This window comes from Galbibacter pacificus (assembly GCF_029603165.1).
Taxonomy (GTDB): Bacteria; Bacteroidota; Bacteroidia; order Flavobacteriales; family Flavobacteriaceae; genus Galbibacter; species Galbibacter pacificus.
In genome coordinates this window covers 259,044-280,598 of sequence record NZ_JAQSVC010000004.1, presented here as the reverse complement: position 1 = coordinate 280,598, position 21,555 = coordinate 259,044, and the positions used below count along the sequence as shown (strand labels likewise).

General features: G+C 38.9%; 17 protein-coding genes. 8 read left to right on the top strand and 9 right to left on the bottom strand.

The annotated features are described in order from the left end of the window. Positions 1-5: 5 nt before the first annotated feature. Positions 6-3,107: a SusC/RagA family TonB-linked outer membrane protein gene (locus PSF86_RS12605; protein ID WP_277900438.1), complete on the bottom strand. Its 3,102-nt coding sequence runs from the start codon at positions 3,105-3,107 to the stop codon at positions 6-8. 316 nt (positions 3,108-3,423) lie between these two features. Here PSF86_RS12605 and PSF86_RS12600 point away from each other — a divergent pair, with 316 nt between their 5' ends. Further along, on the top strand, positions 3,424-6,312 hold the full coding sequence (locus PSF86_RS12600) for a helix-turn-helix and ligand-binding sensor domain-containing protein (RefSeq protein ID WP_277900437.1): 2,889 nt from the start codon (positions 3,424-3,426) through the stop codon (positions 6,310-6,312). Positions 6,313-6,363: 51 nt separating this feature from the next. On the opposite strand, the gene PSF86_RS12595 is transcribed toward PSF86_RS12600, so the two are convergent. From PSF86_RS12595 to PSF86_RS12580, 4 genes are all read right to left on the bottom strand, one after another. Beyond that, entirely contained in the window at positions 6,364-7,020 is a 657-nt protein-coding gene (locus PSF86_RS12595) for an HD domain-containing protein (RefSeq protein ID WP_277900436.1), read from the bottom strand. Between the two features lies 1 nt (position 7,021). Further along, positions 7,022-7,756 (bottom strand): lysophospholipid acyltransferase family protein, encoded by a 735-nt coding sequence (locus PSF86_RS12590; protein ID WP_277900435.1) that lies wholly within the window; start codon positions 7,754-7,756, stop codon positions 7,022-7,024. Between the two features lie 6 nt (positions 7,757-7,762). Beyond that, complete coding sequence (locus tag PSF86_RS12585) at positions 7,763-8,212, bottom strand: arsenate-mycothiol transferase ArsC (protein ID WP_277900434.1); 450 nt, start codon at positions 8,210-8,212, stop codon at positions 7,763-7,765. Between the two features lie 84 nt (positions 8,213-8,296). Further along, positions 8,297-8,707, bottom strand: a complete 411-nt coding sequence (locus PSF86_RS12580; RefSeq protein ID WP_277900433.1) for a BrxA/BrxB family bacilliredoxin — start codon at positions 8,705-8,707, stop codon at positions 8,297-8,299. 248 nt (positions 8,708-8,955) lie between these two features. On the opposite strand from PSF86_RS12580, the gene PSF86_RS12575 reads away from it, so the two are divergent. The 4 genes from PSF86_RS12575 (at position 8,956) to PSF86_RS12560 (ending at position 12,707) form a co-directional block, all read left to right on the top strand. Beyond that, the gene (locus PSF86_RS12575) at positions 8,956-9,684 is read left to right on the top strand and encodes a tellurite resistance TerB family protein (protein WP_277900432.1); all 729 of its coding nucleotides are present in this window, start codon (positions 8,956-8,958) and stop codon (positions 9,682-9,684) included. A gap of 149 nt (positions 9,685-9,833) precedes the next feature. Further along, positions 9,834-10,421, top strand: coding sequence for a HupE/UreJ family protein (locus PSF86_RS12570; RefSeq protein ID WP_277900431.1), 588 nt, complete (start codon positions 9,834-9,836; stop codon positions 10,419-10,421). Positions 10,422-10,643: 222 nt separating this feature from the next. Further along, complete coding sequence (locus PSF86_RS12565; protein ID WP_277900430.1) at positions 10,644-11,078, top strand: deoxycytidylate deaminase; 435 nt, start codon at positions 10,644-10,646, stop codon at positions 11,076-11,078. Further along, entirely contained in the window at positions 11,079-12,707 is a 1,629-nt protein-coding gene (locus tag PSF86_RS12560) for a S41 family peptidase (RefSeq protein WP_277900429.1), read from the top strand. Between the two features lie 61 nt (positions 12,708-12,768). On the opposite strand, the gene PSF86_RS12555 is transcribed toward PSF86_RS12560, so the two are convergent. Genes PSF86_RS12555 through PSF86_RS12545 form a run of 3 tightly spaced genes read right to left on the bottom strand, consistent with a single transcriptional unit; the run spans position 12,769 to position 14,198 of the window. Then, positions 12,769-13,377: an FAD-dependent oxidoreductase gene (locus tag PSF86_RS12555; RefSeq protein WP_277900428.1), complete on the bottom strand. Its 609-nt coding sequence runs from the start codon at positions 13,375-13,377 to the stop codon at positions 12,769-12,771. Beyond that, positions 13,377-13,583, bottom strand: coding sequence for a hypothetical protein (locus PSF86_RS12550; RefSeq protein WP_277900427.1), 207 nt, complete (start codon positions 13,581-13,583; stop codon positions 13,377-13,379). The genes PSF86_RS12555 and PSF86_RS12550 overlap by 1 nt, the downstream gene beginning before the upstream one ends. 42 nt (positions 13,584-13,625) lie before the next feature. After that, entirely contained in the window at positions 13,626-14,198 is a 573-nt protein-coding gene (locus PSF86_RS12545) for a MarC family protein (protein ID WP_277900426.1), read from the bottom strand. Positions 14,199-14,377: 179 nt separating this feature from the next. On the opposite strand from PSF86_RS12545, the gene PSF86_RS12540 reads away from it, so the two are divergent. The 3 genes from PSF86_RS12540 (at position 14,378) to PSF86_RS12530 (ending at position 19,011) form a co-directional block, all read left to right on the top strand. Further along, positions 14,378-14,950 (top strand): DUF3109 family protein, encoded by a 573-nt coding sequence (locus tag PSF86_RS12540; RefSeq protein WP_277900425.1) that lies wholly within the window; start codon positions 14,378-14,380, stop codon positions 14,948-14,950. Between the two features lie 379 nt (positions 14,951-15,329). After that, positions 15,330-16,310: a ribonucleotide-diphosphate reductase subunit beta gene (locus PSF86_RS12535; RefSeq protein ID WP_277900424.1), complete on the top strand. Its 981-nt coding sequence runs from the start codon at positions 15,330-15,332 to the stop codon at positions 16,308-16,310. A gap of 271 nt (positions 16,311-16,581) precedes the next feature. Continuing rightward, a complete protein-coding gene (locus PSF86_RS12530) occupies positions 16,582-19,011 on the top strand; it encodes a ribonucleoside-diphosphate reductase subunit alpha (protein ID WP_277900423.1) in 2,430 nt (809 codons plus the stop codon). A 217-nt stretch (positions 19,012-19,228) separates the two neighbouring features. Here PSF86_RS12530 and PSF86_RS12525 read toward each other — a convergent pair whose 3' ends face one another. Further along, the gene (locus PSF86_RS12525; RefSeq protein ID WP_277900422.1) at positions 19,229-21,508 is read right to left on the bottom strand and encodes an inorganic phosphate transporter; all 2,280 of its coding nucleotides are present in this window, start codon (positions 21,506-21,508) and stop codon (positions 19,229-19,231) included. Positions 21,509-21,555 lie beyond the last annotated feature (47 nt).

Sequence of the window (21,555 nt, the reverse complement as noted above, 5' to 3'; positions counted from 1 at the left end):
GTTTTTTAAAATTGAAGATTTACGCCTAACATTCCTGTAATTGCTTGAGGATAGAAACCTCTGTCGATACCAAAAACACCACCACCAATCTCGGGGTCGTAACCAGTGTATTTGGTGAATGTAAACAGGTTTTCACCTGTTAAGTACAGTCTAAGCCTTTTTAATCCGATTTTTTGTATAACAGCGTCTGGCAGAGTATAGCCAAACTGTACGGTTTTGACCCTTAGGTAATCGCCATCCTCCAAGTAAAAATCAGAAGGGTTGTTAAAATTCTTGTTAGTATCATCAATAGTTAACCTTGGGAAGCTGTTAGAGCTTCCTTCGCCAACCCAACGGTTAAGAGCAGTAGTTTGATAATTGGCGTTTTGGATGTCTAAACGCCTTAAACCTTGGAAAATTTTGTTCCCTGCGGCACCTTGTGCAAAAACCATCAAATCGAAGTTTTTATAGGTAAGGTTTACTGTAAACCCATAAGTGTATTTAGGGATTGAACTGCCTATAAAATCGCGATCGTCTTCACTTATTGCTCCATCGCCATTTACGTCTTTCCATTTAAAATCGCCCGGAACAGCATTTGGCTGGATTAAATTCCCTTCACTGTTTGTGTAATTGTCGATTTCTGTTTGGTTTTGAAAGACGCCATCGGTAACAAATCCATAAAACGAATTGTACGGTTGCCCAACAGCTGTTCTTGTAATAGGATATGTACTTGACTGAATGGTCTGTCCACCGGATAAATAATCTATATCATTTCCTAAAAATGTCACTTCATTTTCTAGGTACGACAGGTTGGCATTAGCCGATACCGTAAAGTCGCCAAAAGTCCTATTGTAACCAAGCTCAACATCAATTCCTCGGTTTTCCATATCTGCCACATTTCCAACCGGATTTCCTGTAGCTCCGACATAACCTGGAATACGAACATCTTGTAAAATCCCTTTAGTTGTTTTGTTGTAAAAATCCAAGACCAAGCTGAAATTGCTTAACAGCCTAGCTTCTAAGCCAATGTTTGTTTGGCTGGTTTCTTCCCATTTTAAATCGGGATTGGAAGGCGCATTTGGGCTATTACCGATTGTTACCGAACCAGAGGTTCCGATGGTATAATTTCTGCCACCTCCAATAGTTGAAAGATATCTAAAGTCCCCGATGGCATCGCTACCGGTAATTCCATAACCTCCACGGATTTTTAACTGATTTAAAATATTGCTCTGTTGCCAAAAATCTTCCTTTGTAAGTACCCATCCCAATGAAAATGAAGGGAAAATACCATATTTGTTGTTTGATCCAAACCTGGAAGACCCGTCTTGCCTAATAATTCCCGTGAAGATATATTTTTCGTCATAATCATAATTAACCCTTGAAAATAACGATGTAACACGATGGTCGGGGTTTGTATATGCTGAAGCATTTATTTGGTCTGTAGGAACACTATAATTAAATGATGCATCTTGGTAATTGTTCGTCGGGATATCGTAATAAGTAACGCTTTCCCCACTGGTAATGTTGTCTACGTATACACCTTGTCCTAAAAGAATATCAAAGTTATGTTTTCCAAGGCTTCTTTCGTATAATATCGTATTTTCAATATTCCAACCAAACCCTTTATTTGTATTTCTAGAAATATTGTTTTGAGAGGTATTGCTTGAAGCATTTAAGTAATAAACAGGCGTAAAGCTTTCGCCGCCCCAGTAAGACAACTTTCCGCCCAAGGTACTCTTAACTTTAAGCCCCGGGAGCAGTTCTATTTGTACATATGCATTTCCCACAAAGTTATCTGACCATCCATAATTGCCCAAACGCGTTTGTTGGTAACCAAGCGGATTTGTCATCTCTTGCCCTACCAAAGAAGAAATACCGTATGGATTGCCATTGGCATCTCTTACAATCGATGAAATGGTATAGGGTGTGGCGTTAAGTTTTGCTGGGTCTGTTTCCACTATTGGCGTAGTAGGATCTAAATTAATAGCAGAACTTAAAGGGCCTCCAAACTCGCTATTGGTATTGCCAATGCCCATGTTTTTTTCCCTGGAATATCCGGCCGTTTGCCCGAATGTAATTGCTTTTGATATTTTATGGGAAGAATTCAAGCGGATGCTGGTTCTTTTATATTGAGAAATTTCGGGCATTACAATGCCTTCCTGTTCTAAAAAACCAAATGAGGCAAAGAAAGTAGATACATCGTTACCACCATTTAAGCTTACCTCTTGACCAATTCTTTGTGCATTGTTATTAAAGATAACATCTTGCCAGTCGGTTCCTTCACCCAAAGATTGCGGGTTTGCAAAAATGGGGTTACTGCCTCCGTTTACATAAGCCTCGTTCATAATGGTTGCATATTCTTCGGCGTTCAAGAGATCTAATTTCCTGGCTGGGGCAGAAATTCCAGTATAACCGTTGTAGTTTACCGTAAGTTTGCCAGACTTTCCTTTTTTGGTGGTAATCAATATTACACCAGCGGCAGCCCGTGCACCATAAATTGCTTGAGATGCGGCATCTTTTAAAACTTCGATAGATTCAATATCCGATTGGTTTAAATATCCAATTCCGCCGGCATCTACCACAACACCATCTACCACCCAAAGGGGATTGTTGTTTCCAAATGTGGTTATACCCCTTACGCGAACCGTAGAGGAGGAACCCGGTTGTCCAGAGTTTGCGGCAATGGTCAACCCAGACGTTCTACCTTGTAAAGACTGTTCAACCCTTGTAATGGGCAGGTCTTCTAAATCTTCCCCTTTTACGCTCGAAATGGCTCCGGTTACCACGCTTTTCTTTTGTGTTCCATAACCTACAACCACCACTTCGTCCAGAGCCTGAGTGTCGGGAACCAAAGATGCATCAATAGTGGTTTGACCACCAACGTTAATTTCTTTGGTAATGTACCCTATGTATGATATTTGCAGGATATCCCCGGGACTTGCCTGAATGGTATAAATTCCGTCAAAATCTGTTACTGTAGCTTTTGTTGTGCCTTTTACTATAACATTTGCTCCGGGAAGGGGAACGCCCCCTTCTTCTGTTACAGTTCCGGTTATTTCTTTTGTTTGTGCAAACACTGTTGAGGTGATACACCAAAAGCATAACCATAAATACTTGTTGATCTTCATAAATTGTTTAAATTAAGTGAGTTAGTTTGCTAGTTGCCAATTGCGTTTTAACAATTTTATTATCAATATGATAATAATAATAAAGGCGAAAACGATTTCGGCTTGGTTTTTAGGTCAACTAAATTAGAATTTGATAATGGAGAGGCTATTTTTTTGAATACGCTTTAATTACGTCAATATAGTTATCAACTACGCATAAAGTACTTCAAAATTTATAGTATTCTGAATGATAATTAGTTATATATTTAACTTTTTATTTATTTTATTGGTTTTTTTGCTTTAAATGATGTTAATTGGGCGTTTATTTATCATTATTATGAGGTTAAGATTACTATATATTGAATTATTGCTCTTTTTTTTTGCAGCTAATGCATATTCACAGCGGTCTTTTTTTCAAATTGTTGATTCTGTTGCCAATCAACCCGAAGTAATTCATTTTGATCGATCGGATTTTAAAGGCGATTCCGAATTTTGGTCTGCTTGTGAAGGCAATGATGGGGTACTTTACTTTGGGAATAATGATGGGGTGGTAATTTATGATGGTGAAACATGGCAAAAAGTAGTCTTGCCAAATAGTTCTTCCGTACGTTCGCTATTGGCCACAAAAAAAGGGGAAATTTATGCCGGCGGATATAACGAATTTGGGACGATAGAAAAGGATAGTTTGGGAAATTATCATTACAGTTCAATGATCCATCAGCTAAAACTGGAAGGGCAGGAACTTGAAAACCTTGAGCAAATTCATCAACTGGGGGACAATATAATTTTTCGGTTTTACAAAGAATTAATAGTGGTAAGCGATAATAGAAAAACTATTATACCATCTACCACAGATTTTATGAACGCCAATGTTGTTAACGGGACCTACTATGTACAGGACATCCATATTGGGGTGCTTAGTTTTAACCCCGATACCAATCAACTAGCGCAGGTATTTACTTCCAATCCTATAAAAAACAATGCGATAAAAGGCTTTTGGCCAACAAACAAGCCCGATGAACTATTGATTTTTTTAGAGAATGGCGCCATATACAAAGGGAATGTGAAAACTAAAAAGGTACAGCTTTGGGAAGATGTCTTTAAAGACCAAGAGAGCGATCAGGTAATTAGTTCGACGAGGAAAGGCAATACTTATTTATTGGGAACATTGAGCTCTAAAATTAAAATGCTCGATGCCAACGGAAAAAGCATTAATACCCCTGCCGCTTTTAAACATATCCAGAATCCATCTGTGCTAAACTTGCTTAACGTGGAGAACGGATTATGGGTAATGTTGTATAATGGCCTGGATTTTATTAATTATAAAACAGCGTCTGTTAAGTTTTTTGAGTCTACTAAAATATACGATCTGCATATTTATAACAACCACTTGTTTGTTGCGGCAAACAAAGGGGTTTTTGTGTCTAAATATAATAACGAAGCTCCGGGGAGGTTTTCTTTTGAACTAATTTCAGAACTGCAAGGGCAGGCATGGAGTTTTCAAGAACGAAACGGAGATTTGTTAATTGGGCATCATAAAGGGCTTTATCTATATAAAAATGATACAGTGTCCCGGATTACACTTAACGGAGTTTGGAAAACTTTGGATATTCCGGGAGAAAAAGATCAATTTCTGGCTTGTGGATATACGGGCTTAACGCTTATACACAAAGAAGGTGATACATATAAAATGATTAATAAAATTAATGGCTTTACAGAGTCGACCAGGGACATTGTAGCGGCCGATCAACCCAATACCTATTGGGTATGCCATGGGTATAAGGGAGTGTATAAAATAAAGATAAACGAAAATTACAGTCATGTATATTCCATAGATCACTACACCAATAACAACGGTTTCGAGTCGCCTTTCAACATCAATGTTTTTAAATGGAACAACCATATAGTTTTTACCAGCAATACAGGCGTATATACATACAATAATGAGTTGAACCAGTTTGTTCCCTATAAACCGCTTAATAGTATTTTGGACACCACCAAAAACACACGTAAAATTTTGCAACTTAAAGATACCACTTGGCTCGTACAAGACAATGAAATAGGGTATTTTGTTACCTCTGATGCAACACCGACCCCAAAAACCAAACCTTTTTTAAAAGTAAAAGGGCAATTAAACAGGGGTATGGAAAGTATATTGCCACTCCCTAGCGGAAAAGTATTGACAGGAACAACCGATGGCATTTATTTATTCGATTTAAAAATTGATAATGCCTGCGAAACCAACACACTTATAACCAAAGTGGTGAAGTTTCACAATCAGGATAAAGAGAACCTTGTTGTTAAGCAGAAAGAAGCTGTGGAACTTCCCAACAATACCGATGTTATTCGGTTCAATTTTGCATCGCCAAACCTTATTTCTGATGGAAGTGTTCAGTTTCAATATATTCTTGAAGGACTTAATGTTGGTTGGTCCGAATGGGCTGCAAATAGTTTTAAAGAATATTCGCACCTGCAACCGGGAACATATACATTTAAGGTAAGAAGCCGTAACCTAAATGGGAGCCATGGGGAAATTGCGGGCTATATGTTTACGGTAATGCCCAAATGGTACCAAACAACTGTAATTAGAATATTTTTGGTAGTAGTGTTTTTATTTTTGTTGTGGCTTGGTTTCCAGCTGATTAAGAGGAGTCTTGAAAAAGAAAATGAGAAGGCCCAAGCCGCAAACTTAAAGGCAAAGAGAATGTTGGAGCTAGAAATAGAAAGCTTAAAATTGCAACATGATAAAGAGCGGATTGAGCGGGATAAAGAAGTCCTGGAAAAAAACATCATTACAAAAAGCAAGGAATTGGCCAATTATACCATGCAGTTGGTAAATAAAAAAGATGCATTCAACGATTTGCAAAACGATTTAAAAGAATTGAGACAATTAGTGCGCACGCAAACTTCCCGACAAAAAATTACCGATATTTTCAGGAAACTGCATCAGCATAAAATAGGGGAAGAATACATGGAGGTTTTTGATGTGAATTTTGAAAACGTTCATTACCAGTTTTTTGAAAAACTGAAAAGAATCAACCCGAAGCTTTCAAAAAAAGAGCAGCGCCTATGTGCTTTTATCAAAATGGACTTGTCGAACAAAGAGATTTCGCCTTTGTTGAATATTTCTGTGCGCGGAGTGGAAACCTTGCGTTACCGCCTTCGGAAAAAGCTAAACTTGGAGCACGAAGACAAACTGCAAGAATTTTTACGCAACTTGGATTGATTACTACATCAATCGCCTATTCCATGACATCGATTTTCTATGGTTAAAAAGTTATAATCGGCCATTAACTTCGTTGTAAAATTCTTCTAAAAAACCTTCCATGTACTCATGCCTTTTCTGGGCAATTTTTTTTCCGGTCTTAGTGTTCATCCGGTCTTTTAAAAGCAATAATTTTTCGTAAAAATGATTTATGGTGGGGGATTGGCTTTTTTTGTATTCGGCTTTGCTCATGTTCATTTTCGGAGCAATTTCTGGGTCGTACAGTTTTCTGTTTTTAAACCCACCGTAATTAAAGCACCGGGCAATGCCAATGGCGCCAATGGCATCCAGTCGGTCTGCATCCTGAATAATATCGAGTTCCAAGGATTTGAACTGCTGATTGAAATTACCTCCTTTAAAAGAGATGTTCTCAATAATCTTTTTTACGTGTTCAATGGTGGTTTCGTCTACTTTAATGCTTCTTAAAAAAGTATCGGCGGTCTTGGGCCCAATGGTTTCGTCGCCATCATGAAATTTGGCATCGGCAATATCGTGCAAAAGCGCACCAAGCCCAACTACCAGTGGGTCGGCTTTTTTTTCGTCTTTGGCAATAAGCAGGGCATTGTTAAAAACACGTTGTATATGAAACCAATCGTGGCCACCTTCAGCATTTATTAGGGTCTCCTTTACAAAGGCAATGGTTTGTTCAATGGTTTCTGTATTGGTCATATTAATAATTTATATGGCTGCTAATGGTTTCTTCAATTTTGGCAATAAGCTCATCTGGAGGCAGGTCCCTGGCCCCAATAGGCGTATGGACATCAAAAGTTATATGGGTGCCTATGCCCATTGGAAATTTACCGTAGCGCAGGGTTTTCCATGAATTATTGATGCTTATGGGCACAACGGTTGCATTGGGGATTTTTTTAAGCAATATTTTAAGCCCTCCTGTTTGAAAACGTTTTGGCTTGCCGTTCCTGCTGCGTGTCCCTTCGGGGAATATAACAATCGACCTGTTGTTTTCTTTGGCATAATTGGCCACTTTTAGTATCTCCTTAAATGCTTGCTCTTTGTCTTTCCTGTCTATCAAAGCTGACCCTCCGTGCCTTAAATTGTATGAAATGCTCGGGATGCCCTTGCCCAGTTCTTTTTTGCTGATAAATTTAGGGTGATGTTTTCTCATATGCCAGACAATGGGAGAAATATCGTACATACTTTGATGGTTGGTAACAATGATGCACGGCTGGTTTGTTGCAATTTTATGAGGGTTTCTAAACGAAACGGTCGTTCCCAACAATAACAGGCTCCGCATTAAAAACCAATTTAGTATGTCGACGCTTTTTTTATGGGCCTGATAACCCAATAAATTATGGCATATCCATTGAATGGGATGGAAAATAACGAGTAACAGCCCAAAGAATATAAAATAAACAACAGACAATGGATAGGAAAGTATCTTTTTCATTTAACCTTACTTTTTTGTATGGAGTTCCTCTTTTAATTGTTCTACAAATTCCCGGGTTTTCTTTTCCAACAGCGGAAGTACTTTTTCGGGGGCTTCTATATAATCATCGGCAAAAAGCCAGTACGATATTTTATTTTCCATTTCTGGAAAAGTTTCTTTCATCAAGTCGCGGTGTTCGTTTTCATCCATGGCAATAACTGTATGGTAATAGTCAAAGTCTTCAGCAGTAACAGGAATGGGCATCCGTAACTGGTTGGATATGTCTATGCGTAACTTTTCCATATAGTTTTTGGTATGTATGGAAATGGGCCCTTTGTTGTTACTGGATAACCGGAGTCCCTTTGAAAAAGCCCGAAACCGAATCCCTTCTTCTTGGCAGAGCTCGTTGAATAAAATTTCTGCAAACCTGCTTCGGTAATAATTTCCGGTACAAATAAATAGTATTCTAAGTTCCAAATGTGTAATGGTATTTATTGGCAAAAATAAAAAAACCACGTGTAAAAACGTGGCTTGAATGCGGTTAAAAGCATACTATTTTGCTTAGCAGTGCTCGTTATATGCTTCGGTAAGGTTATCGGCAATAATTTCTGCTGGTCTCCCTTCAATATGATGCCTTTCCAACATATGTACCAATTCGCCGTCTTTAAACAAAGCCATACAAGGTGAAGATGGGGGGAACGGCAACATATATTCCCGTGCCTTGTCGGTAGCTTCTTTGTCAAAGCCTGCAAAAACCGTATATAAATTATCTGGGGTTTTTGCATTTCTCAAACTCATTTTTGCACCGGGTCTTGCATTGGCCGCGGCACAACCGCAAACGGAATTTACGACCACTAGTGTTGTACCTTCTTTTTTCATGGCGGCATCTACGGCTTCAGTTGAGAGTAATTCTTCAAAACCTACAGCTACAAGGTCGTCTTTCATGGGTTTTACTAATTCTGCTGGATACATAATCGCTATATTTTAATATTTTTATTTCAGTTAACTAATTAAGTCGCAAAGATAAAGAAAAACATACACTTTTTATGTTGATTTAAGGCTTATGATTTTGCCGATTTTTATTGAAGTTAAATGGGTTTATGTTAATTTTTTTATAAGCTGACCTGAATGTCGCTGGTTGCATGTAAATTTTAATAAACATCAATTCATATAGCAACCAACAAAATAGCCTTATATTTGAAGCTTATAAAAAAAATGTTATGTTTAAATGGATCTTGGCATTTGCCGGATACTTTTTTTTGCGGATTCCAGGTGTTGTTATCGGGTTTATTGTTGGCAGTTTAATAGATAGCCAAAGAAAGGGTGGAATACGTATTGACACTATTTTTAATGATAGAGACAAAGTTTCCCCGGCCGATTTTGAGCTGAATCTGCTCTCGCTCTGTTCGATTGTAATCAAAGCCGACGGAAAAGTCAACCAAAACGAACTGCAATACGTGCGCAGCTACTTTATTGCAACGTATGGGGAAGACAAGGCAAATGCCATTTTTAAAACTTTTAATGAAATTGTTAAAAAAAGGGAGGTTTCTGCCAAACGTATTTGTGGCTATTTAAACCAACGGACACGATATGAAGTCCGATTGCAATTATTGCACTTTCTTTTTGGGATTGCCCAAGCCGATGGTGCCGTAACGGAATCGGAACGGCTTAAAATTCGTGAGATTGCGGGCTATTTTAGAATTCATTACAGGGATTTTGAAAGTATCAAGGCTATGTTTGTCAAATCGGCCGATACGGCCTATAAAATTCTAGAAATCAACAAAAATGCCAGTGATGCCGATGTAAAGGCCGCCTACCGGCAAATGGTAAAAAAATACCATCCCGATAAAGTACGTACAAACGATGAAGCCATAAAAAAAGGGGCCGAGGATAAATTTAAGGAAGTGCAAATGGCTTATGAGCAGATTCAAAAAGAGCGGGGGATGTAAATAAAGATTGGATTATTTTTCACCTGTGTATCAAAGAATTAAAAAAAGTACTTTTAGGAGATGTGAAATTTTAGCGAATGTTTGTTAGAATTTTAACGGATTTTTTAAAATAATTGTAAGTTTGACAAACCCATAAATCTAAATGCAATATGGATCAGTTTTGGTTCTATTTTAAGCTCGGGCTTAATCACGTACTCGATATCAATGCATACGACCATGTATTGTTTTTCATTGTATTAACGGTGCCTTATACCTTTAGCAATTGGAAAAGGGTGTTATGGTTGGTCACTATTTTTACGTTGGGGCATACACTTTCACTTATATTGGCCACATATGGTGTTGTTACGGCTAGTTCCGGACTTGTAGAATGCTTAATACCAATTACCATATTTATTACGGCCGTGTTTAATATTTTTACTGCCGGAAAAGGGGCAAAACGGGAAAAGTTTGGCTTGGCATTTTTTGCTACCTTGTTTTTCGGACTCATACACGGGTTAGGGTTTTCTACATATTTTAAGCAAATAGTGGCCAGTGCTTCAAACAAATTGGTGCCGCTGCTGGAATTTGCATTGGGCATCGAGGCTTCGCAGATTATCGTGGTTATAATAGTGTTGATCATTGGATTTTTGGTGCAGAATATCTTTCGGTTTAATAAAAGAGACTGGATTATGGTCATTTCAGCAATAGTAATAGGATTTGTAATTCCCATGTTAATTAACTCATGTGCATTTAATTAGGTTAAAATTAACTGTATTCAAGTTGTAATTAAGGTTCAAAGCCTTTATCTTCGTCTCGAAATAGGCAACCTATCAATTAGTGTTGCTTTTTTTAACTCACTAAGTGAGGTTTTCAAGAATTTAAAAACCCGGCGGGACAATGCTATATTGCTGGCTTGCCAATAAATAATTTAATTGAGATGGCTTTTGGGCATGCCCGGGTCAGTTGCTTCAACAAATGCTATGATTGATAAAAAGCAGGCAAGATACGACAGGGCTTATTTAAGAATGGCTCAGGAATGGGGAAAACTGTCACATTGTAAAAGAAAACAAGTTGGCGCAATTATTGTTAAAGATAGAATGATTATCTCTGATGGATACAACGGCACCCCGACCGGATTCGAAAATGTATGCGAAGATGAAGAAGGTTTTACCAAATGGTACGTCCTGCATGCCGAGGCAAATGCCATACTTAAAGTAGCATCGTCTACGCAGTCGTGCCATGGAGCTACCCTCTATATAACCTTGTCTCCGTGTAAGGAATGTAGTAAACTGGTACACCAGGCAGGGATTAAACGGGTTGTGTACATACATGCATATAAAGATAGCGAAGGATTACAATTTTTAGAAAAGGCCGGCGTAGAGCTGGTGCATATGGAGAACTTAGAAGAAGATTAAATGCTGAAAAACAAAAACTATTTATTGCCCCTCATTATTGCTGCTGCATTGGCAGTTGGAATTTTTATTGGCGGAAAGTTAAACTTTAACGATACCCCCGAAAAACTTTTCTCTACAAATTCTAAAAAAGACAAATTAAACAGGCTTATCGATTATATAGATTACGAATATGTAGATGATGTAAATACAGATAGCATTGTAGACGTAACGGTAAACAATATATTAAACAAGCTGGACCCCCATTCTGTGTATATTCCAAAAAGGGAAGCGGCAAAAGTTGCAGAAAACATGAAAGGCGACTTTGTGGGCGTGGGCGTGAGCTTTTACATGTACAAAGACTCGCTGGCCGTTATCAGGCCAATAGAAGGCGGTCCGAGCATGAAGGCAGGGATCAGGGCCGGAGACAGGATATTAATGGCCGATAACGATACCCTTTACGGAAAGGAATTAAGTAGCCGGGAAATAGTAAGCAAATTAAAAGGCGACAATAAAACATCTATAAAATTACTGGTATACCGGCCTTCTGAAAAGAAAACACTAAAAATAGACCTAAAACGGGCCGAGGTACCCCTACAAAGTGTCGATGCCTATTATTTATTGGCTTCAGATCTGGGTTACATTAAAATTAACCGCTTTGCGGAAAGTACGTACCGCGAATTTAAAAGTGCGCTTAACCAACTTCAAAAACAGGGCATAACAAAACTTGCTTTGGATTTGCGCGATAACCCTGGCGGGTATTTGGGCATAGCCGAACAAATAGCCGATGAATTTCTGGAAGATGATAAACTAATACTTTTTACCAAAAACAAAAGTGGTGCCATAGAAAAAGCATATGCTTCTAAAAGGGGGAATTTTGAAGATGGAGAAATTTATGTGCTTATCAATGAAAAATCGGCTTCTGCTAGCGAAATCGTAGCTGGTGCATTGCAAGACAACGACCGTGGGACCATAATCGGGCGACGCTCTTTTGGAAAAGGACTGGTGCAGCGCGAAATGGGCTTAGGCGATGGATCTTCGGTGAGGCTTACCGTATCGAGATATTATACCCCTACAGGAAGGTCTATTCAGCGCTCTTACGAAAATGGTACCGAAGATTATTACAAACAGTTTTATAAAAGGTACGAGAACGGCGAAATGCGCTCGGCCGATAGTATTAAAATAGCTGATTCCCTGGTTTTTAAAACTCCCAAAGGAAAAATAGTTTACGGTGGGGGGGGCATTATCCCCGATATCTTTGTGCCTATTAATGCTACCCAGGAAGAAGCGTGGGTAAACAGTATGCTCGACTCTGGATTTATGTCTTTTTATGTTTTTGAATATTTAGATATGCATAGAAATACCTACAATGAAATTTCACCTAACGAATTTATATTGAACTTTGTGGTGAACGACGAAATGGTAGACGATTTTATGTATTATGCCGAAGACCGTGGCCTGAATATCGACTTAACGCCTTACAAGGAGAACCTGAAACTCTATATTAAAGCCACTATGGCAGAGCAATTGTACGACGAGAACATTCAGCAGCAGATCCTAAAGCAAAATGATGCCATGCTTGAAGCCGTCCTACATGTTGCAGAGGCTGATGAAGCTGATGTGGAAACGGCACAATATCAAGAAACAGAATAATCGAACTCAGGTATATGTTATTTCTCCGGAGATATAAACTTCAACTATAAAAAACTACATCTCAAACATCGAGCTTGTCGTGCACTTTTGTATGCTTGCCGTCGTTCCAAAACGTAAGGATGTCGGTTGCTACTTGTGCCCCGCTACCCGCCGCAATGGCAAATTGACTTCTCCATCCGGCAAGCGTGCCGGCAACATAAAGCCCTTGTTTAATTAAATGATTGTAATTTTTAAGCTGAACCCTGTTTTTTTCGGCAGGGCTTAAAGCATGTGGCTCTATATAGCCTTTTAGGCCTTCAATATTAAATAAGTTGGTATATCCTATGGCAATAACCGCAATTTTGGTGACATAGGTGCTTTTGTTGGTGGAAACAGTGTATATGCCGTTTTCTTCTTGTACGGAAAGAACTTTTTCTTTTTCAATTTGCTCAATCTGCGGATAAAGATTTGCAAGTTGCTTTTTTCCTTCATTCAGTATTTCGAGCCCGCTGGTCCCTGGTGGAATTCCTAGAACATTGTTGAGCAATGCCGATTGGAGGTGCGAAGCTTTTTGGTGCATTACAATCCCTATTTTTTTGTCCTTGGCGTATGCTGTTTTATGGGCAGAGCCCAAAACCAATGCGCACTGCATTCCCGAAGCCCCTCCGCCAATTATAAGCGCATCAAACATTATTTTTCCTGTTCTTTGAGTTTGTCTTGAATTTTTTTAGACTGATAGAATATCGACAATAATAAAATCGCGCATAACGAGGCTATAATTCCTATAACCGCAATTAAACTGTCTCCTTGAAACGGGCTGTCGAAATCCAACATGGTTACATTAAAACCAATCATGGCAACGGCAAATAGAATGAGGATTATAGTTAAAATTTTCATTTGAAATAGATTTATTTTTTTTAATACCGTGAAAAAATCGCCTTAAAACAAGCCGGTTACATTGGTGGCAAACAGCTTAACGGCTATGGCCAGCAAAATTACGCCAAAAACTTTACGTATCACAGCCAAACCCGATTTACCTAGAATCTTACCTATTTTACTGGAAGATTTCAATACAAGGTAAACTATAATAATGTTGACAATAATGGCCACTATAATGTTCTCCACATGGTATTCTGCCCTAAGCGATAGAATAGACGTCATGGTACCCGCCCCGGCAATTAACGGGAAGGCCAAAGGGACTATGGAAGCTGTTTCTGGCGCATCGTCTTTATATAGGGTAATGCCCAAAATCATTTCAATGGCCAAAAAGAAAATGATAAAAGATCCGGCAACGGCAAACGAGTTTACATCAATGCCGATAAGCGAAAGAATGGTTTCTCCAATAAACAAAAAGGCAATCATGATAACGGCAGCCACAATGGAGGCCTTTTCCGATTGTATATGACCCACCTTATTTCGCAAATCTACAATTATTGGAACGCTTCCTACGATATCGATTACGGCAAATAAAATCATGCCGGCGGTTATAATTTCCTTTAGATCAAAATTCATTTTAAATGGGCTTTAAAAATCGGTGCAAAGCTATAAATAACTAATTGATTTCTAACGAATAGTTTTATTAAAAAAACAGGAAAATTTTTCTATCTCTTTATTTCTCAGAATCGTTGGAAAATCTTTGAATATCCATGAACAAGTCGCACCTGTGTCTTTAAAAAAAGTATATTTGCAGCATGTTTCAATTAGGGAAAACTATTGTATCTGAAGAGATACTGGAAAACGATTTTGTTTGCAACCTTTCGGCCTGCAAAGGGGCCTGTTGTGTTGATGGGGAAGCCGGGGCTCCGGTTGAAAATGATGAAACCAAAATACTGGAAGAAATTTACCCCAAAGTGAAGCCTTATTTAAGAAAAGAAGGCATCGAGGCCATTGAAAGGCAGGGCACGTATGTAAAAGGACTGGATGGCGAATGGGAAACCCCTTTGGTTAACGGCAGCGAATGTGCCTATGTTACTTTTGCCGAAAATGGTACGGCGCTTTGCGGTATTGAGCAAGCCTATAACGCGGGGGGAGTTAATTGGAAAAAACCCATTTCTTGTTACCTGTATCCGGTGCGTATTAGGCAGTATCAAGAATTTGCAGCTGTAAATTATCATAAATGGCATATTTGCGACGATGCATGTACGCTTGGCACAACGCTTCAAGTGCCCGTATACAAGTTTGTTAAAAATGCGCTCATAGAAAAGTTCGGCATAGAATGGTACGAAGAATTAGAGCAGGTCGCCAAAGACCTGGGGCATTCATAAGCGGGTGTTTTTAGCCGTTGCCTGTGTAAAAAGACTTTCTCGGTAAAATTAAAAAAAGAGATTTTAGAAAAAGTTCCTCTAGCGATATTTTTTTACATCGCATACTGCTTGCTTTCAGTATTTTGGGTGTTTTATCGGGATATTGCGCGTTTTTTTAGCGATGTTTTTTATGGTTGAGTTTCAGTTTCAACAAATTGATTAACAATGTCTTAACACGCCCCTGTTTATGGGTGTTGAAGATAGATTTCAACAATTTATGTTAAAAACTTTTACAACAATTCATGTTAATAACCTTTCATTTTCGCCGTCATTTTTCAATCTTTGTTAGTCCCAAGTCACAATAAAAAATCAAATAATAAAACGCTAAAAATCAGAAGAAATGTCAGCAGCAGTAGAGCCAATTTTGCAAGAAAATAAAGACCGGTTTGTTATTTTTCCAATACAACACCACGATATTTGGGAGTGGTATAAAAAACAAGAGGCCTGTTTTTGGACTGCGGAGGAAATTGATCTACATCAGGATTTAACAGATTGGAACAGTAAATTAAACGCCGACGAGCAATATTTTATAAAACACATATTGGCATTTTTTGCTGCTTCAGATGGTATCGTGAATGAAAATCTGGCCGAAAATTTTGTGAATGAGGTGCAGTATTCTGAAGCTAAATTCTTTTATGGTTTCCAGATCATGATGGAAAACATCCATTCTGAAACCTATTCGTTGTTAATAGACACCTATGTGAAAAACGAAAAGGAAAAAAGTACTCTTTTTAAGGCTATTGAAAATTTTCCTGCTATTAAAAAGAAAGCAGACTGGGCCTTGAAATGGATCGAGTCCCCAAGTTTTGCCGAACGGTTAATTGCTTTTGCGGCCGTTGAAGGAATTTTCTTTTCGGGGGCATTTTGTTCTATTTTCTGGTTGAAAAAACGTGGTTTAATGCCGGGGTTGACCTTTTCAAACGAGCTGATTTCCCGTGATGAAGGGATGCACTGTGATTTTGCGGTACACCTTCATAACCATCACTTAAAAAATAAAGTGAGCAAGGAGCGTATCAAAGAAATTATAATAGATGCCCTGGATATCGAGCGCGAGTTTATTACCGAATCGCTCCCGATAAGCTTAATTGGGATGAACGCCACTTTAATGACACAGTATTTGGAGTTTGTGACAGATAGGCTCTTGGTGGAATTGGAATGCGAGAAAGTGTACAACTCCACGAATCCGTTTGACTTTATGGATATGATTTCGTTACAGGGAAAAACAAATTTCTTTGAAAAACGAGTGTCAGAATACCAAAAAGCAGGCGTGCTTAACAAAGACGACGAAGACCAAAAAATTAGCTTCGACGCAGATTTCTAGATTATATTGAAGCAAACAAAGAAAATCAAGGAACCCCCGTTTAATAATAATTTTTAGAAAGTCCGGATTTAGGAAAACACGGACTGGATTGGCTCACATAGTGGGCTTGCCCGATAACCATTGGGAGTTTCGGGACAAAAATTCCGGTGCTTACTTGCCCGATATTCATGGCAGGCACAGTATCGAAATGTTTTAATAGTTTTCCTAGTATGTGCCTTGGGGCGAACCACAAGGCAATTGACTATCCTTTAACCATAAAATTTTGTAGCGTATGTATGTAATTAAAAGAGACGGCAGAAAAGAGCCCATTATGTTCGATAAGATTACGGCACGGGTCCGTAAACTTTGCTATGGGCTAAACGAATTAGTAGACCCCGTAAAAGTAGCCATGAGAGTTATTGAAGGGCTATATGATGGTGTTACCACATCCGAACTGGATAACCTTGCAGCAGAAATTGCCGCAACAATGACCACAACACATCCGGATTATGCAAGATTGGCCGCTAGGATTTCTGTGTCCAACCTTCACAAAAACACGAAGAAATCGTTTTCTGAAACCATGACCGATCTCTATGAATACGTGAACCCGCGAACCGGGAAAAAAGCACCGCTACTTTCAGACGAGGTTTATGAAGTAATCCAGAAAAATGCCGACAAACTGGATTCCATGATTATTTATAACCGCGATTTCGGGTATGATTATTTTGGATTTAAAACATTGGAGCGTTCATATCTGTTAAAATTAAACGGAAAGATTGCCGAACGCCCACAGCATATGTTAATGAGGGTTTCTGTTGGAATTCACCTTGACGATATAGACAGTGCTTTGGAGACTTACGAACTCATGTCTAAAAAATATTTTACACACGCTACTCCTACCTTATTTAATTCTGGAACTCCAAAACCGCAAATGTCTTCCTGCTTTTTAATTACAGCCAAAGAAGACAGTATTGACGGAATATACGATACGCTTAAACAAACGGCCAAAATATCGCAATCGGCTGGCGGTATTGGGCTTTCTATACATAACATACGCGCAACGGGAAGTTATATCGCAGGAACCAACGGTACTTCCAACGGGATCGTGCCCATGCTAAAAGTATTTAACGATACCGCACGTTACGTAGATCAAGGTGGGGGAAAACGTAAAGGATCGTTTGCTATTTATATTGAACCTTGGCATGCCGATATTTTTGATTTCCTAGACCTTAAAAAGAACCACGGAAAAGAAGAAATGCGTGCACGCGACCTTTTCTATGCCATGTGGATGTCAGACTTGTTCATGAAACGGGTAGAGGAAAACGGGGAGTGGACACTAATGTGCCCTAACGAATGCCCGGGGCTTTGCGATGTGCACAGCGAAGAATTTGAAGCACTTTATACCAAATACGAAAAAGAAGGTAAAGGAAGAAAAACTATTAAAGCACGTGAATTGTGGGAGAAAATCCTGGAATCTCAAATAGAAACAGGAACTCCGTACATGCTATACAAAGATGCTGCCAACAGAAAATCGAACCAAAAGAATTTGGGGACCATCCGTTCTTCTAACCTTTGTACGGAAATCCTTGAATATACTTCACCAGATGAAGTTGCGGTTTGTAATTTGGCATCTATTGCTTTACCAATGTTTGTAAAAAACAACGAGTTTGATCATAAAGAACTCTACAAAGTAACCAAAAGGGTTACCAAAAACTTAAATAGGGTAATTGACAGAAATTATTATCCGGTAGAAGAAGCCAGGAATTCCAATTTCCGCCACAGGCCAATAGGATTGGGAGTTCAGGGGCTAGCAGATACGTTTATTAAATTACGCATGCCTTTTACTTCGGATGAGGCTAAGAAACTTAATCAGGATATCTTTGAAACCCTTTATTATGCAGCAGTTACAGCTTCTATGGAAATGGCCAAAGAAGAGGGCACATACGAATCTTACAAAGGATCGCCAATTTCCAAAGGAGAATTTCAACACAACCTTTGGGGGATTAAAGACAAAGAGCTTTCTGGAAACTGGGATTGGGAAAAGCTACGTAAAGACGTAAAAAAACACGGGGTAAGAAACTCACTGTTGGTAGCACCAATGCCAACGGCCTCTACATCGCAAATACTGGGTAATAATGAATGTTTTGAGCCATATACGTCCAATATCTATACGCGAAGGGTGCTTTCGGGCGAGTTTATAGTTGTAAACAAACACTTGTTGGAAGACTTGGTGAACCTCGGTTTATGGACCGAAGAATTAAAACAGGAATTAATGCGTGCCAATGGTTCTATTCAGCATATAGAGATTATTCCACAAGACATAAAAGACCTTTACAAAACGGTTTGGGAGTTGAGCATGAAAGACATTATCGATATGTCACGCCACAGAGGGTATTTTATAGACCAGTCGCAATCGCTTAACCTGTTTATGGAAGGCGCCAATTATGCGAAGCTTACCTCGATGCATTTCTATGCATGGAAAAGCGGCTTAAAAACGGGCATGTACTACTTAAGGACAAAATCGGCGGTAGATGCCATTAAATTTACATTGGACAATACCAAAAAGACCGAAAAAGTTCCAGCCGAAGCAGCCGAGGTAAAAGCAAAACCGGCAGCGGCAACCCCCGTTGCGGTAGAACCTTTATCGCCACAGGAATTAAAAGAAATGTTGGCAAAATCGAGAGATGCAGAAGACGACGATTGCCTTATGTGCGGATCTTAGATCTTTTCATTTATATAATAATTGAGGAAAGGGGAAGTTGTTTTACAGCTTCCTTTTTTTTTTGGATAATTAATTGTTTCCAGATATAAAGAGGTTTACTCCTCTATGAAATAAGTCAAAAGAAAAGATATTACGAGACGTATGCCCATAAAAAAATCGGGTAACATGTTAAAAAACAACTACCCGATTTATAAAAAAGTGCTTATAAACAAACCACTTATTCTTCTTCAGTGGCCGTAATTTCTGCTTTTGGTACAGAGCTGTCGTATTGATCGTGATACAACTCTAAAAGGTTCATGGTAGCGACTACCAAGTCTTTGGTTTCGGTAAGCAAGCTAAAATATAAGGAGGTGTTTTTCGGACTGGATTCCTCGCTTCTGGTCCTTGAAATTTGCTTTTCAATTTTCTTGCTAACACTTTCCATCAGACCTTGTTTTTCCTGAAGGAGCATATGGATGTCTTCAAAGGCACGTGCATCAAAACTCTTTTTTATATTGCTGAAGAGCGATTGCATTTCATTTTGAAGGTCCAGTAATTCGCGTGTTTGATTGTATTTTAATTTTTTGTGATTATTGTTTACGTGTTTATAGGAAGCTTTCCCGATATATTCGAGCGATTGCGCCATGTCTTGCAGATACCCTAATATGTTGATGTAAAAATGACTTGCACCTACACTTGATTCATCTAGATTTTTAATAAAATAGAATACACTTTCCTGAAGCTCGTCAATCTCCGAGGTAAGCTTGGCTTCCCCTTTTTTGGCTTTTTTAAGTTGCTTAAGGTCTTCTTTGGAGAGCCCTGTAATGGCTCCGGTGTATATTTTATGTGCGCGATTGGCTACAGCGGCAATGTTATCGGCACTTTCTTCAATAACACCTTGAATGGAACTACTTTCGGCCCTGCTTAAGCTGTCTTCTTCTTTTGTGACCTGTGATTTTTTCTTATAGTTAATGTAATTTCTCGCCAATAATACAACGGCAAAGAAAAGTAAAACGGCTATAATGGCTGGGCCGCCTATATAAATAAGGTATGCCATGATAGAGGCGGCAACAAAGGCAATAATAGCGGTAAAAAACCATCCGCCAATTACATTAAACACACCCGCAACACGATAAACGGCACTTTCGCGTCCCCAAGCCCTGTCGGCCAAAGAGGTACCCATAGCTACCATAAAAGTTACATAAGTGGTAGATAGCGGTAGTTTGTTTGATGTGGCAATGGATATTAATATCCCGGCAATCATTAGGTTGACCGATGCCCTGATGAGGTCGAATGCTGGAAGGTCTTGGCTTTTACTTTTATTAACGGTAACAACAGGTTTTTCAAATTGCGCATTAATTTTACGTTGTACGGTTTTCGGTAAAAAAAAGTTAATGCCTTGGCTTGTTTTGGTTGCTGCTCGTACAATTGCCCTTGATAGTAAATTTGGTTGGAATTTTTCTTTTCCTTCATTCTGTCTGGATAGTCCAATTTCTGTTTCGGCTACAGATCTTGCTTTTTTAGAAAACCAAAGGGTTAAAACCATAATGCCTCCGGCAATAAAGAGCAACATAGGCTCGGTAGGTACTTTTTGTGCCAAGGACCCCATGGCAAACTGATCTGGCGCAACACCTGAGGCCACCCAGGCTTCATACGAGTGGTATGCCGCCATGGGAACGCCTATAAAGTTTACAAGGTCGTTGCCGGAGAATGCCAATGCCAGTCCAAATGTTCCCATGGCAATTACCACAACCAGCACATTCTTTTTAAAAAGGGTAGCATATAGTTGAGAGAACAGGGTCCAAACAATAAAACTAATAATGAGGACATATAGTTCGTTTCCTTCCGTAACGCCCTTAAGATCTTCATAGTAAGGAGTTCCCTTGAGCCCTTTCATGAAGATAAAATATGTAATTCCTGTAAGTGCAACTCCGCCAAAAAGTGCTCCGAAATACTTCATCTTCTTTTCGTATTGGAAAGAAAAAATCAATCTGGATAGAAACTGTACAATGGCACCTATTGTAAATGCAATTACTACAGATAGGAGAATGCCCATTATAATTTCCAAGGCTTTGTCCGAGTTGATGTATTTTGAGAGGTCGGCAACCGTTTCCCCATCGTTACCTGCAATTTTAATAAGTGCCAATGCCACGGCAGCACCTAAAAGTTCGAAAACAATGGAAACCGTAGTAGATGTTGGCATTCCCAAGGTATTGAAAAAGTCTAACAAGAGAATATCAGTAATCATGACCGCCATAAAAATGATCATAATCTCATTAAACATAAATTCTTTTGGCACAAAAATACCTTTACGGGCTACTTCCATCATTCCGCTGGAAAATACAGCTCCAATAAAAATCCCTATGCTTGCGATAACCATAATCGACTTGAAAGAAATAGCTTTCGAGCCAATGGCCGAGTTTAGAAAATTAACGGCATCGTTACTGACACCGACAACTAAATCTGCAATTGCCAAAATGGCCAGTGCGAAGATCATTAACAAATAGATATTCTCCATAACTTTAAATATAAATTATTCTTTTTTATATAACTATTTAATATTCA

Excerpts from the sequence above, each read along its gene's own strand:
- PSF86_RS12605 (WP_277900438.1), bottom strand. The coding sequence starts at position 3,107 with ATGAAGATCAACAAGTATTTATGGTTATGCTTTTGGTGTATCACCTCA.
- PSF86_RS12600 (WP_277900437.1), top strand. The coding sequence starts at position 3,424 with ATGAGGTTAAGATTACTATATATTGAATTATTGCTCTTTTTTTTTGCA.
- PSF86_RS12595 (WP_277900436.1), bottom strand. The coding sequence starts at position 7,020 with ATGACCAATACAGAAACCATTGAACAAACCATTGCCTTTGTAAAGGAG.
- PSF86_RS12590 (WP_277900435.1), bottom strand. The coding sequence starts at position 7,756 with ATGAAAAAGATACTTTCCTATCCATTGTCTGTTGTTTATTTTATATTC.
- PSF86_RS12580 (WP_277900433.1), bottom strand. The coding sequence starts at position 8,707 with ATGTATCCAGCAGAATTAGTAAAACCCATGAAAGACGACCTTGTAGCT.
- PSF86_RS12575 (WP_277900432.1), top strand. The coding sequence starts at position 8,956 with ATGTTTAAATGGATCTTGGCATTTGCCGGATACTTTTTTTTGCGGATT.
- PSF86_RS12570 (WP_277900431.1), top strand. The coding sequence starts at position 9,834 with ATGGATCAGTTTTGGTTCTATTTTAAGCTCGGGCTTAATCACGTACTC.
- PSF86_RS12565 (WP_277900430.1), top strand. The coding sequence starts at position 10,644 with ATGATTGATAAAAAGCAGGCAAGATACGACAGGGCTTATTTAAGAATG.
- PSF86_RS12560 (WP_277900429.1), top strand. The coding sequence starts at position 11,079 with ATGCTGAAAAACAAAAACTATTTATTGCCCCTCATTATTGCTGCTGCA.
- PSF86_RS12555 (WP_277900428.1), bottom strand. The coding sequence starts at position 13,377 with ATGTTTGATGCGCTTATAATTGGCGGAGGGGCTTCGGGAATGCAGTGC.
- PSF86_RS12550 (WP_277900427.1), bottom strand. The coding sequence starts at position 13,583 with ATGAAAATTTTAACTATAATCCTCATTCTATTTGCCGTTGCCATGATT.
- PSF86_RS12545 (WP_277900426.1), bottom strand. The coding sequence starts at position 14,198 with ATGAATTTTGATCTAAAGGAAATTATAACCGCCGGCATGATTTTATTT.
- PSF86_RS12540 (WP_277900425.1), top strand. The coding sequence starts at position 14,378 with ATGTTTCAATTAGGGAAAACTATTGTATCTGAAGAGATACTGGAAAAC.
- PSF86_RS12535 (WP_277900424.1), top strand. The coding sequence starts at position 15,330 with ATGTCAGCAGCAGTAGAGCCAATTTTGCAAGAAAATAAAGACCGGTTT.
- PSF86_RS12530 (WP_277900423.1), top strand. The coding sequence starts at position 16,582 with ATGTATGTAATTAAAAGAGACGGCAGAAAAGAGCCCATTATGTTCGAT.
- PSF86_RS12525 (WP_277900422.1), bottom strand. The coding sequence starts at position 21,508 with ATGGAGAATATCTATTTGTTAATGATCTTCGCACTGGCCATTTTGGCA.